Source organism: Robinsoniella peoriensis (assembly GCF_000797495.1).
In the GTDB taxonomy this organism is placed as follows: domain Bacteria; phylum Bacillota; class Clostridia; order Lachnospirales; family Lachnospiraceae; genus Robinsoniella; species Robinsoniella peoriensis.
Genome location: NZ_JTGN01000026.1, coordinates 1 through 14570 on the forward strand (window position 1 = coordinate 1; position 14570 = coordinate 14570).

At 41.6% G+C, this 14570-nt stretch carries 4 protein-coding genes and 1 pseudogene; 1 reads left to right on the top strand and 4 read right to left on the bottom strand.

Features of this window, described 5'->3' with window-relative positions; all coding sequences use genetic code 11:
• Positions 1 to 149 (top strand): annotated as a pseudogene (locus QR40_RS31590) (IS110 family RNA-guided transposase); the annotation flags it as partial.
• Positions 150 to 596: 447 nt separating this feature from the next.
• On the opposite strand, the gene QR40_RS30480 reads toward QR40_RS31590, so the two are convergent.
• The 4 genes from QR40_RS30480 to QR40_RS30490 all read right to left on the bottom strand — a co-directional run bounded on the left by QR40_RS30480 (position 597) and on the right by QR40_RS30490 (position 14532).
• Positions 597 to 6236 carry a glycoside hydrolase family 3 C-terminal domain-containing protein gene (locus tag QR40_RS30480; protein WP_052431116.1) on the bottom strand — a complete coding sequence of 1880 codons (5640 nt, stop codon included), beginning with the start codon at positions 6234 to 6236 and terminating at the stop codon, positions 597 to 599.
• A gap of 84 nt (positions 6237 to 6320) precedes the next feature.
• Positions 6321 to 7868, bottom strand: coding sequence for a C40 family peptidase (locus QR40_RS32380; protein WP_052377620.1), 1548 nt, complete (start codon positions 7866 to 7868; stop codon positions 6321 to 6323).
• Entirely contained in the window at positions 7840 to 9549 is a 1710-nt protein-coding gene (locus tag QR40_RS32000; RefSeq protein WP_027292189.1) for a hypothetical protein, read from the bottom strand. Before QR40_RS32000 ends, QR40_RS32380 begins: the two co-directional genes overlap by 29 nt.
• A 117-nt stretch (positions 9550 to 9666) precedes the next feature.
• Positions 9667 to 14532 carry a glycoside hydrolase family 3 C-terminal domain-containing protein gene (locus tag QR40_RS30490; protein WP_052431118.1) on the bottom strand — a complete coding sequence of 1622 codons (4866 nt, stop codon included), beginning with the start codon at positions 14530 to 14532 and terminating at the stop codon, positions 9667 to 9669.
• Between the last annotated feature and the right edge of the window lie 38 nt (positions 14533 to 14570).

Genomic DNA, 14570 nt, shown 5'->3' on the forward strand with positions numbered 1-14570 from the left:
CTGATGACCCTGTATATCTGTTCATGGACAAGAAACGTGCACAAGGCAAGCCGTACTATGTCTATATGACAGCTGGTGCCAATAAGTTTCTGCGCATTTACTATGGTCGGGTGAAAGAATATCTTTCATCCCGGCCTGTATCAGAGTAATCAACCTATACTTTTCCTCAGACCGGCATTTTCTGGCGGTCTTATTTTGATACCTACTTTTCAACCTGTATAAAATTTTCAATGTTCTTTAAATTTTAGCTTGACTTTTTATTTGCAGGCTTCTGTAATGTACTGTGTTCCATAACAACATAGCTACTTGTTACAAAATTATTAATAACAGCTGTATTGTATCATGATACTTTTGTGTATACCATGCAATTTTCTTTTCCGTACCTACAATTTTCTTTGCATATTGACGTATTTTTTTATTCTTATTTATTTTCTTTGCACGTATATGTTATTTGCAGAATTTATTCACATTTTTATTAAAACAGATTTGTAATATTATTGTTTTCTGTATTGCAAAAAGGCGGGATTCCATTAAGCCCTGCCGGGTTATCTGGTCACTCGCCTTTTGCTTATCCTCCATTAATAGGATATTCCATTTTATCCAATTTTAACCGTTTTTGCCTGTCCTTTCCCATTCAGCAATTTTCTATACTGTTTCCGTTTAGAAGCCGGTACTTTTATACTGGCTTTCTTATAAATATTCTTAAATGCATTTTTGCCAACCGTCTTCAGTTTTTTGCTTTGGATGGTAATCGTTTTCAGCTTCTTGTCATTTAGGAATACCTCGCTGCCAATTTTTATAACGCCCTTACCGACTGTTACTTTTGTAAGTACTTTACAACCGCTAAACGCTTTGGTATCAATCTGTTTAACATTGCTGCCTACTTTCACTGTCTTTAATTTTTTATTGTTCATAAAAGCTTTTTTCGCAATACTTTCTACCCTAAATGTAAATGCTCCACTCTTAACAGTAGACGGTATCGTGATCTTCTGTAAGGTCTTCTTGGCTGGTCCCGTAACCTGGACAGAACCTGTCGTTTTAGCCGTGGCTGCTTTTGTTACCTTGTAATTTAAATTGCCGGACTTGAATTTATATCCCTTTTTGGGAGATACCTTCTTTTCCCAGCGGGCATAGATTATAACATTCGCAGATACCTTGTAGTCAGCTGACACCAGGCTTCCTCCAGTCCTGGCCGTATACCATCCTCTAAAATTATAATTATCTCTGATGGGGGTTGGCAGTGCTCCAATCTTATTATCCTTCTTTACATTCCTCTTTCCATCTGCTGCTACTGCAAGCTTCCCGCCATTAGGATCCAGGGTTACGGCATAAACAGTGTTCTCCACCACTATCCCTTTTGCTTCTGTTTTTACCATCAGAACTTTACTTACAGGAGAGGCATTGTATACATCTGTTTCTGCCAGCCTCTGATAGAATTGATACTCTTTATTAGGAGTCAATCCGGTAAATACCGGAGATGTCTGCCACTTTTCGTTATCTCTTTTATATTCCATTCCGGCTGTAGATGACAACGTCACACTCGTTTCTGTTTTACTGCTTACCGTTGGCGCAGCTAAAGCCTTCGTCTGGCTGCCTTTGTTTACAGTCAATACCGCTGTTACTTTTTCTCCAGCTGCATGGGTTGGCGTTGCCTGCGTTATAAGTCCAATTGCAAAAGTTCCCGCCTTGGTTACTGTCAATGTCCTGCCATCATTCGGATCGATCTTTCCTGCTCCAGTTGCCGTTTTTGTGTTTTCAATGCTGTATGTTGCCTCTCCGGCACCCTCGGCAATATCAAATAGATTTTCAAGTTCTGATAAGTCGATCGCTGCACCTTCATAAGTAACCGTTTCACTGCCAGGAGCATTCATTACTGATACGATCGTTGTAGCTGTAATTGTAACGGAAGCATCGGGCATCACAAAGGAATAATATCCATTTTGTTGTACCTCAAGCCGAATCTCTTGATCTCCATATTGTATGAATACACCACTTATTTCTCTGTCCCCCTCAGCAACAACGTTGAACCGCACTGTATCACCAGGAACTACATCACTTCGTCCGTCAATGGTTATGGCAACGTCATCTGCCTCACCAATCGTAACCGGCTGTGACGGTTGATGATCAAATTGCAGCCAGGATAGATCCGGACCATCCGCAATTATATACAATTTCAGTCTGTGTCTTCCCGCAGCCAGGTAGACACGCTGGGGATCTAGCGTTGCCCAATTAGTCCAGCCACCTGTACCTTCAAACATCGTCCATTTTGTCAACAAGATGCCATCAGCCTCAAGTGCAAAATCTGTCTGGACTGGCCATGTTCGAGGTGATGCCCAACGCATACTCAGATTATAATAACCGCTTTCTTCCACATCTACGTTATACAAAGCATAAGCACCTGGGCTTGTGCTGCCAAGAGTCTTCTTGCCTGTCTCACTACCGCTGCCATTGGCACTGACCATACCCTCAAGATAGTACGGTGTTTCTCCCAACTGCAAACGGTTGGTATCGTCACCACTAACCGGTTTAATTACAGTTGGTTCAGGAACCTCAGGCTCAGGTGTTGAAGTAGATTTATCTTCAAATGTAACGTAATCGAACTGAACCTCCATTGGTTTTGTTGAAGCACTATTATATGCAGCTAAAGCAAATGTAGGATTGTTATACGCCTGCGTTGTTGCCCCCATTGGCGTATAGTTCTCTCCATCTACGCTCACCGAGAAAGTATATGTATTTTCCCGTTTTGTTACCTTGAAATACAAGCTGTCGCTGATAAGCGTATCTTCGTTCTTGGGGTAGGTGTGATTTCTTGTAATTTGAGCTGCATTAGTACCCATTTTGTTAACTCGGATGGCACTGGGACCATTGCTAGTTCCCCCTACATATTCATAACGGAACCATATAAAATTACGGTCCGAGTTGCCTTCCATAATTTTGATACCGAAAGATTGATGTGTCTCACTGAAAGCCGTTGCGTCAAACGTGGCATGGGTTACACTGTCCCAGTCTCCTGCCCCAGACTGAGCGACAATATTATTTGCCGTGGGATTCGCCGTGTCTCCGGCATTCCATGAGCCATTTTCGGTAATTATTTGGATATATCCGTCATGCTTAGAAAAGTTTTCATTCTGATTAAGGACTGTCCAGAAATCATTTAGCTCTTCGGATTCAAAGTTATCGCTTTGAGGTGCGGATACACCTGATATACATTTAACATAGTACTCAATCGCCTGATGATCGCTCTCAGACCGAATGATAATAGTGCTTTGCTCTTCATCGATAGTATAAGAAGCACTCACTCCATCAGGAACCGTATATGTAACTTCTGCATCTTCAAGATTACCATCAATCTTCATCTCATAATTCGTTCTGTTTACATAGAAACCGGGAACTTCCACACCATTCACCTGGATTCCGTTAAGATAAGCATATTTCGGATTCTCAACGCTGACAGGCATGCCCGCTTGATTTGAAAATATTACCCGGTAAATGTTTTCGACACCTCCAGCGGATGTTTTAATTGTGGTAATCGGTATTTCTGGAGTCGCTGAGATAAGTTCTACGTTTATATCTGCTGAAGCATCATAAGTTACATTGGGTGTATCTGCTAAATCCCGGCTATAAAGCACATAATCCAGCACAAGCGGATCAAAGTTAGTGATTTTTTCACCATCCAGATAGATCGCATCTAAACGCGGATTTCCTGTCTCGGCTTTCTCTACCGTGAATATCTGGTCCTCGGGAACCTGGTACGGATACAATTCAAGATTATTTGCTCGGGCAAAGGCTGGTGATTTCAGTAAATACTTCAGACAATTTATCGCACTTCTTTGCACCTCTGCCCTGGTTATACCATCGGATGCTGCTAAAGAGGGTTCTAATGTATTAGGGTGCGTTCTTCCAGACATAGAGACATCACACTGTGCCTGCACCAAATAGGCGTGATTCGTCAAAGTGCCTCTGCTGCCAGTGTAAGAATCGGCACGCGGACCCCAGTCAGTCATTACCATGCCGTCCCACCCCCATTCATCACGAAGTATAGTGGTGCAAAGGTCGAAGCTATAGTTAACATACTCTCCGTTAACCCTATTGACTCCGGTCATAATGGTATATGGGTTGGATTCCTTAACCGCAATTTCAAATCCTTTTAAATAGATCTCCCGCAATGCACGTTCTGACATCCTGGCATCAAACTTATCGTTAATTTGTCCTTTATTATTTCCTACATAATGTTTTAATGTAGAAGCAATTCCTGCCGATTGGAGCCCCTTTGTATAGGAAGCCCCCATCTTTCCACTCAGTACAGGATCTTCAGAAAAATATTCGTAATTCCGTCCGCAAGCCGGATCTCTGATAATATTCATACCGGGAGCCAAAAGCACGTCCACCTTATTAAGCACACACTCCTGCCCCAGCAGTTTATATACCGCTTCCACAAGGTCATCATTCCAGGTACTGGCCATGCTGATTCCTGACGGTATAACCGAAGCACTTCCCGTATGACGAATACCCGATGGTCCGTCACAGGTACTGGCCACAATGACACCAAACTTCTTCAAAGAATCTGTGTGGCCACCGAATGCACTGGCATTTCCAGGAATACCCTGACTGTCGTTCATACCTCCGGCACCTCTGCAGAGTTTTGCAATATCATCATCACTTAGCTGAGCAACAAAATCTTCTATAGTATTCTTTTTATCATATACATCACGCAAGGAAATACCTTTATTTCCAGTAGGCTTAATTTCATCCGGTATTGCGCTTAAAATGCGTTTTTCATAATCATCTGCCGTTCTAACGGCTTTCGGTACAGCTTCCGAACCTTGAACAATATTGCCGTTTCCATCATCCGAAGCAGTAATTCTGTTAAAATTCTCAGCGGGAGGCGATACCTCCTGCAGTTGCTCAACGAGTGTCAATTTATCAACAACATATCCCTCATAACCATCTGCCTTTGGTGCACGAACAGAATTTCCTACATATATTGGATAAATACCTGCCTCTAAGACATAGGCAAACCGATGACCAGTCTTTCCGGCATCATCATACGAAGCCATAGCACCAACCCGGAAGCTGATAGACATATCTTGGGACTCTCCAGGCTGTATAATTCCTGTTTTCGTATAGGCAGCCAGGGATCTTGACGATTTTCCAAGCTTGCCCTGCGGTGCGCCATAATAAATCTGAACCGTTTCCTTGCCCGCATAGTCTCCGGTATTGGTCACCTTAACCTGCACATTAATAGTATCATCAGTAATGCCATCCGAAGATTCTGTTACCGTTACCCCAGTCGTTACTATATCAAACGTTGTATAGCTCAAGCCATAACCAAAAGGGTATAGCACGGCATCTTGCCGGAATGTTTCAAAATAACGGTATCCCAGAAAGATATCTTCTTCGTATACATTTACGTTTTGGTTAGCAAAATCTTTTGAAGTAGTATAATCAGAATATCTATTCGCTATGGTAACCGGGAGCTTTCCAGAAGGATTTACATCCCCTGCGAGTACTTCAGCAATTGCCCGTCCGCTTTCCATCCCCCCTTGCCACGCAAGAATATATGCATCTATATCATATTCCTGCTTTGCAATCCATTCCATATCCATTACGGATCCGGTGTTAAACACCACAACAACTTCATCAAATGCATTGGATACCTGACGCAGCATATCTTTTTCAGCAGTAGTCAGATAATAACTCCCGTCATTAGCACCCATTTTCAAATCGACACCTTCACCAAAACGACGACCTATTACGATTACTGCCGTGTCAGATTTCTTTGCAGCATCCGTAACCAGGTTGTTCTCCAAAGGCATCTCCGGAAGAGAATGTATACCATCCCGCCAGTTATTTCCTGTAGTTATATTACTTCCGGGGTTTGCCCTTTCCCAATCAGTATATACTTTAGCCAGGTCTTCATTCACTTTAATATTGGGATTCTGGCGAAGTCCGTCTATGATTGTTGTGATATAGGATGGAGTTACATATCCCCCCGAACCGTAACCAGTATAAAATGTATTGATTTGCGTCCGTCCAAAAACTGAAATTGTCTTTCCTGCTAAGGGCAATACATTGTTTTCATTCTTAAGTAAAACCATAGCTTCATTTGCTGCTTGCTTACTGATTGAAGCCAATGAGGGCAATTCCTTGGCACTAACTGTAATACCCGAGGACACCGTGCCCAATAATAAGATAATACTCATTAGCATTGCAAGTAATCTTTTTGCAATTTTCATTTTATTCTATTCTCCTTTTCTCATAACCCTGCTTCATGCTGCTTTCTAACTTATAACATAAAACATTCTTTTCTTCTCCAGGTTCTATTCAGCCAAATATACATCGGTATACTGTAAGCCGAACATGATTGCATCCTGGTGATTGTTCATAAAAATATCAACATGACCATACGGTGTACCCCGATCCTCAACTGTATAGATCTGTCCTCCAATGATCAGTTTTGTGCCAAAATCAACTCCTCCCATTGCTACGGTCCTGTCCTCAACCGGCATAAGACCGCTGGCAGTTGCTCCGCCTGACCAAACTCCACAGCACTTTGGACAGGCACAGTATGCGGTTAATTTAAATTTACCCAGATATTTACCATATGTAACTTCTTCATCTTGATACGAATAATCGGCTAAAGCATTTTCGTCTTCTTCAGAAATAATCCTCACTGCCCATGCTGCCACATCCCAATTGATTCCTGCATTTACGATCCCTGTAGCGCTGCTCTGTGCCTCTATTGTCTCACCATTTCCAGCACACATTACAACATGGTAAATATAGTTGTTTCTTTCATAGAAGATCAGATCTCCCGGCTGTGCTTGCTCTACCGGGATCCGGGTTCCGAACTTCGCCTGATCCTCCGCAACCCGGGGGATGTTGTAGCCAAAATCACCATAGATACTCTGTACAAACCCAGAACAGTCTGCTCCCTGTGTCAGGCTTGTTCCCCCCCAAACATAAGGATTTCCTATAAATTGCGCTGCATAACTGATTATCGCTTCCCTGATATGGCTTAATCCACCATTTCCATTTTCTGGTTCTTGCTCCTCTTCATAATCAGCTGCCGCTTCTTTCACCGAAAGATAGGTATAATAGCAAGCACGGTTTTCTTTTGGCCTGATATATTCTTTAGCAGTCAGATAAGATTCCTCGCCACCTTCTGTAACCTGCTCCTCAATACCTTCTACAATCAGTGTATTGAATGGAACAAATCCTCGAACATCCCCCGATTCAATGAAAACCCACTCTTCCTCTTCGTCTTCGATGATAAAGCAGAGCGCACCCTCTTCAAGAAGTCCGACTGCTTTTGATTTTTCATTGCTTTTGTTTTCATCTTTTGCTGGAATCCTGTCCATTATTTCTATATCCACGGTTGGCGATGCATATACTTTTTCTGCTATCGTCTCATATCCAGTGGTACGGGTATAATAAAAGGATTCATTTTCTAGAGGTGACATTAACGCTACGGCTGTCTCCAGGCATTCTTCTTTATTTTGTTTTACATATTTCTCGGCCTTTTTCCCAGTCATCAAACCTTTCGACAAGATAAATCCCCGGACTTCCCCGGACTCCACATAATACCAGTCATCTTCTTCCTCGGATAAAATGTGCAGTACTCCGTATACTTCAAGCCTTCCTGTCAGTTCTGACCCTTCGTCCTTTTCCTCGTATATCGGAATCTTATCCCGCTTTGCGATGGCATAGACCGGATCTGTTTTAAAAAAACGGAAATCCTGGTTAGTATCCTTGTCTTCAGGTGCCGCCAATATCTGTAGACCAGGTGCTAATAACATCATCCCAGAGACTACGAAAATAGTGATCATCTTTATAAACTTATTTCGATACGCTTTTCTTTTTTCCATATGCATACAGTACTATTAGCATAGATACTGCCTCCATGATTAGCCAAAGTGTCGTGTTATTTTCATCACCTGTTTTTGGTGCGGTTGTTTTTTTTGCGGCAGATCCGGATGATGTAGTGTCAGTCATCTGACTCTTGCTGGTCATCTGTGTTGTTTCCGCTTCTGACTCGGTTTCATCTTCCTCCACATCGCCTTCATCATTTTCTTTTACTTTATAAGTACTTTGCTTGACATCTGTAGTCAAATCTGCAGAACCATTCTTCATTTCATTGACCTTGAGCTTCAGTTCGTAAACATCTCCCACTTTCGCTGATGACATCAGATCAAAGTAAAGATAAAGCATATCCCCTTTCAACTTAACTCCCTGTGTTGAAGAAAAGATCATCTCTATCGTTCCCTCTGATGAACCACTATTATTTACATCATTGATCCGACTCGTCATATTATTATCTTCAAAAGCCTCTAAATCTTCTGCGTCGGCACTATCAAGAGTCATTATATTTGCATCATAGGTGATTGTTATTTTTCCATTGGTTATTTCTTTAGTTGATGCAATTGCACATGATGCTGTAAGCATATCTTCACCTGCGGACATGTCATCGATAGTGAGCGTTAGCGTAATGTCTTTATTTCTACTATTAGTATTAGTACTAGTATTTGTGTTAGTATCATTCGAATCATCTTCATCATCATTGGAGTCATCGTTATTTGAGGACCTGGCCCTATTAAGTGACAGCCCCCTATCATTTAACACGGGTCCCTGATCTTCAATTCCAGAAACTTTCTCCGAACTGCTTTCTTCTCCTGCTTCCTTACTCAGAACCATGGTTTTTGGTAGTTCGGTTTCCAAATCTTCACCCAGTCTTTCTCTAATCTTATCGATACGCTGATAGTAATCATTACGGGTCTCTTCTATATTCAGAAACTTTATCATTTCTTCCAATTCCGCTTTTTTTACCGTCACCTCTAACACTTTTACTATTACATTTGAATACTCCACCAGACACAAATCGTCTTCCAGGACACAGCCATTAAAGATCACTACTACTTCCGAGAATGTTTTTGACACCTTTTTTATGTACTCTTTCTGCTTTTTCGTTAAGGAAACCTTCTGTACCGGAATACTTGTCTCGGTACCTTCTATTCCCGGACTTTCTATTTCCGGACTTTCTGTTTCCGGACTTTCTGTTTCCGGGCTTTCTGTTTCCAGACTTTCTGTTTCCGGGCTTTCTGTTTCCGGGCTTTCTGTTTCGGGGCTTTTTTCTAACAACTCAGCAGTCTCAGAAATATTGGATTCGGATACCTCCTGGTACACCTCACCTAACTCAGACATCTCTGTTTCAGCAGTTTCCACCAGCGCCTCTGTATCTGTTGCCTGTCCAGACAGTTCTGTTTGGGGAACTTTTTCCACTGCTGCTACCTGTGGCTGCAATATGACGACAGCAGTTTTTTGTATCTCTCTTTTTCCCTCTTGAATCATATTCCATTCTTCTTCACTGACACTCGCCAACAGATCTTCTTCTTCCTCCTGCCACCTTACATAAAGAAATTGTTCCAGACTATTCTCTTTCTCTGATTTAGCTACAGTGATTTCTTGATCTGATGCATAAACTGTCAATGAAAACAATGACACCAGAATGAGCGACGCTATCCCTTTTACTACTAATTTGTTATTTTTCATATTTCCATGTCCTTTTGTTAAAATATTCTTGCCCTTTTGAGTGACTTCTTTGGATCAACCTGATAATCGCCGGCACTTCTGCTTTTCCGATGGTAGAAATGGCAAATTACCTTGATATTATTTAACTGTTAATTTGATTTCAACCGATTTGCTGCCACATTTTACTGTGATCTTTGCAGTTCCTTTCTTCTTCGCTGTAATCTTGCCAGCTTTATCGACCGTTGCAACCTTAGTCCTGCCTGATTTATAAGTCACTCGATCCGTTGTTTTCACCGGCGAAACCCTGGTCTTAATTTGAGTTGTCTTACCACGCTTTAATGCTATTTTCTTTTTACTGGTCACACTAAGCGATTTAACCTTCTCAGCCTTTTTTTGTACCTTAATGGTAATTGTTTTGGACTTATTTTTGTCTTTTGAAGTTATTACAATTTTTGTGGTACCGGATTTTAAACCTGTAATCACACCACTTTTTGATACCTTTGCAATTTTCTTATTCTTCGAGGTATAAGTAACTCCCTGGGCTGCTTTGGCAGGAGAGACCACACCCTTGATTGTAACTTTCTTACCCTTTGTAATGTAAATGGTTGTGGTTTTCTGGTTCGTTGCCAGGCCAATTGTTGTTACCGCCACCTTTGAAGCTTTCACAATTTTCTGAAGTTTAGACTCTGCATTTTTCAATGAAATAAGTGCTGCATTGATCTGCTCTTTTGTTGCATTTTGATCACCATAAATCTTTCTGGCATCTGCCAATACCTTTGTGTATTCGTTCCAGCTTTTTAAGTCATAATTCTCTTTCTTATAGTTACCGGATCTGTTGATTTGTGTCTGCAGATCCAGAAGCTCTTGCTGCGTTGGCTTCTCATCACCACTTGGCTGAACCGGCTTGCGCTGTAAACTGCTGATTGCTGCTAACAAGTCTTTTTCAGCCTGATTCACTGCTTCCTGGGCGGAATTGGCATCAAGCAACACTTTTTTAGCCGCATTCAGTGCATCTGCAAATTTGCTATAGCTTTCAGTTGTATATATATCCTTATTGGGGATAACCTCCTTCTCTGCTTTTGCGATACTGTTCTTTAAACCGTCAACCACCGGCGGAACCGGCTTTTTCTCCAATCCGTCAATTGCTGTCTGTAGTGCCGCTTTGGAATCATCTACCATCGTCTGAGATGCGGCGGCAAGTTCCATCACATCCTGTGCTTCTTTTAATTCTTCCTCAAGTTTCTGCCAGCTATCTGAAGTGTATTCTTCTTTCGTCAGATTGTCGACGGATGCGATTAACTCCTCAAGTTCTTTTTTATCGGCTCTTTCTTCCAATAACGCAAAATCAAACCAATTAACATTCAAACTTCCAGAAACAAATAAAACTTTAAACTCATGTTGACCGGCCGGTATCTCAACTGCTGCTCCCTCCGTCGTAAACCATTTCTGCCATCCGCCTGAATTATGACTTGTCTTTATTAAACCAATTTCCTGATCATCAATAAATAATTTCATCTCAGCTGACCCACTTACTGTAGCAAGCCTACTTTTGACCTCATACAAGCCAGTCTTTTCAACATCCACATAGTAGGATATAAACCGATCCTCATATGTTCCTGTTGTATTCAAACCACCATCTTCATCTTCACAAGACTCCGTACCAATACCTGAGCTTTTCTCCACCCATTCAACCGCTTTGACCCGGCTGATTTCTGATCCGGTAATGTTATGAACAACCGGTTCCGGAATCAAACGATTCATCGCATTGGATTTGAGAATTAAATTGAGTACTCGCTTTGCGCAAATTTCCATATCTTCTCTGGTTATAAAACCAGCTTTTAACGCACTGACCAGATGGTTGGGTTTTCCATCCGCCATTTTCAGATCGTTGCCGGCTAATGTCTCCCGGTACTGGGTACTGTCATTCCACCAGTCAGACATAACCAAACCATCAAATCCCCATTCATCTCGAAGAATAGTCGTCAGCAGAGCATAACTTTCGCTGGTTTCTACACCATTGATCGAATTATACGTGGACATCACACACCATGGATCTGCTTCCTTAATTGCAATCTCAAATCCTTTTAGATATATTTCACGTATAGCCCGTTCCGATATTCGACTGTCACTGTTATTGCGCGCTGTTTCTTTGTTATTCGCAATAAAATGTTTCACAGTTATACCGACATTCTGAGACTGTACACCTTTTGTAATTGCCGCAGCTATTTTCCCGGTAACCACCGGGTCTTCGGAATAATATTCAAAATTTCGGCCGCATAATGGATTCCGGTGAATATTCATTCCGGGCGCCAGCCATATATCTGCACCATTTTCTGCCGCTTCGACACCGACTGCTTTCCCCAATCTTTCAATTAATGCTACATCCCAGGTACATGCCAGGAGAGTTGAACAAGGCCATGCCGTACATGAAACATTTAAACGGATACCAGCAGGACCATCTACCGTCTCAGTAGCAGGAATTCCATATTTCAGAGAATTACCGATGCTGCCTGTACCACCCGGTAATACGGTACTTTGTCCCCCCAGTAAATTAGCAACCTCATAATCTGATAACTGTGATACAAACTCATCCATCAACGTTACATCTTCTGCAACTTCTCTGAACATAATACGTCTGCCTGCTCTAACAGATGCTGTGGTACGTTTAGCCGCTGATGTATCACTCATTTCAGATGTGGCACGCTGTGTAGAATTTTCAGGCAGTTTTTCCAGGGTAAAGTAATTCAGATTCCCCATCTGGCTGTTTACAATAAACTTCAGAACACATTTCCCCTCAGGTAAATTAATCGTACCTGTTTCCAGATCAATGAAATTAAACCACTGATTTCCCGATACCCCGGTATATGGCAGATCCAATCGGAAGTTATTCTGTTTTGTCCACCCAACATAAGCATTTGCACCGTTTACTATATCGCCTAATCCATTAGCCGACCGCATGGTTATTTTATAGGTTCCCGCTTCGGCTACCTCCAGTCCATAATTAACCCAGTATCCGGCGGTATGTAAATTCTTAAGGCTTGTACCACCTTTATCATCACCCGCGTTAATAGATTCTATATCAACTACAGAATGTTTCGTTGAAAAATCTTCCGCCTCGATTTTGGTTGTTTCCTGCGCCGTTACCTGATGGTAAGGTCCTGGTTCCTCCGGGATTGGATTGTCACTTTTTACAAGTTTAAAATAATCAAAGATATCATCCCAGGCATTATGTAGTGTAAACTCAATCTTCAGTACAGATTTACCTTCTGGCAATTCAATCGTAGCCGGACTTGTTTCCTGAATATTCCATTTTCCACCAGTTCCCGGAATGCTTACTGGTTTGATAGGTGCACTTAAATCCTCTACATAAACAGCTAACCCATTTGCAAAAGTATTTTTAGTATTAGACACACCCAGAGTAAGATCATAGGAACCAGCCTCTTCCACATCTAGGACATACGTCAGCCAACGGTTGGTTCCGGTATCCGAAGTATATATCTTCATGCCGCAAATAGATGAGTCTTCATTAAAATCCATAATGGCATGAACATGTTTTTTAGTAAAGTCTTCAGCCTGAATTTCAGTATAACGCCCATCGGCATATACCGGAATTCCCCATCCCTCATACATGTCGAGATTTTCATAGCTGCCATCAGCCAATAACCGTTTGTCCAGCTGTTTTGGTTTCAGCTCTTCCGTCAACTGCTCAACTATCTGATAATCCATATGGAGTGTATGTACAGCGCCGTTTTCTTTCGCATTCCTAACCGAATTTCCAACAAATATCTCATAATCTCCTTCTTCCAGGATGTATGCCGACTTCTGCTGTTTCCCGGTATCATCATAGCTAGCCATATCATCAATATTAAATGTTATCGTTAAAGTCTCTGTCTCACCTTTTTCAAGCAGCCCTGTTTTAACAAATCCAGCCAGTTCCATTGCCGGCTTGCCAAGCACCCCCTGAGGTGCACGGTAATACAGCTGAACTACTTCTTTTCCCGCTGTATCTCCTGTATTCGTTACGTCAACCGTTACATCAATAGTTCCGTCCGAATCATCTACTTCTTTAACATTAATGTCAAAGGTTGTATAAGATAGGCCATAACCAAACTCATAGTTTACTTTTTCATAATCCGGATCAAAAGTTTCAAACCAGCGGTATCCGACAAAAATATCTTCTGTATAGCGAACATACTGCTGATCTTCCAAAAATGTTTCTGATGTGGGATAATCCATAAAGTCCTTAGCAAATGTATCCGTCAATTTACCTGAAGGGTTAACATCTCCTACCAGAATGTCCGCTACTGCCAGCCCGCCTTCCATTCCCGGCTGCCAGGCTAATAAAACCGAATCCAGTTTATCATAATCGTCTACCCACGAGGTGTCCACGATACCTCCTACGTTAAGGACTACGATAAACTTATCAAAACCTGCATCATTAACCTGCTGAAGCATTTTTATCTCATCATTACTTAAATAATAATCGCCCTTGGAAGCAGACCGGTCACTGCCTTCATTGGAATATCTTCCAATTGCCACCACTGCTGTCCCGGAATTTTTTGCCACTTCCTTAACCTTATCGTTGGTTAACGGCATTTCATTTTTATTTCCGTTATTACGCCACTGTGTATATTCATCCGCCAGTGGTTTGTATATTTTAACTTTCTTGTCGTTTTCTTTCATTTGCATTCCCTGCAGCAAATTACGAACATAGCTTACTGTTACATCACCAGATCCACCGCCTCCTTTGACGAAATCTATCTGGGTTTTACCAAATAAAGCTACTGTCTCATCTGATGCAATAGGCAAAGCATCATTTTTATTTTCCAGTAAAACCATCCCTTCAGTTGCAACTTCCCGGGATAACTCAATATTGCCTGGAGCTGATTCAGCTTTTACCTGTAAACTGTCAAAGCTAACATTTCCAGTAATCAGCATCACTGCCAGCACACTGGATATTATTCTTTGTATCAACTTAATCTTTCTCGTTTTTGATTTATTCATATTCCCTCCACTTTTGTTTTCATTATTTTTGTCACAAA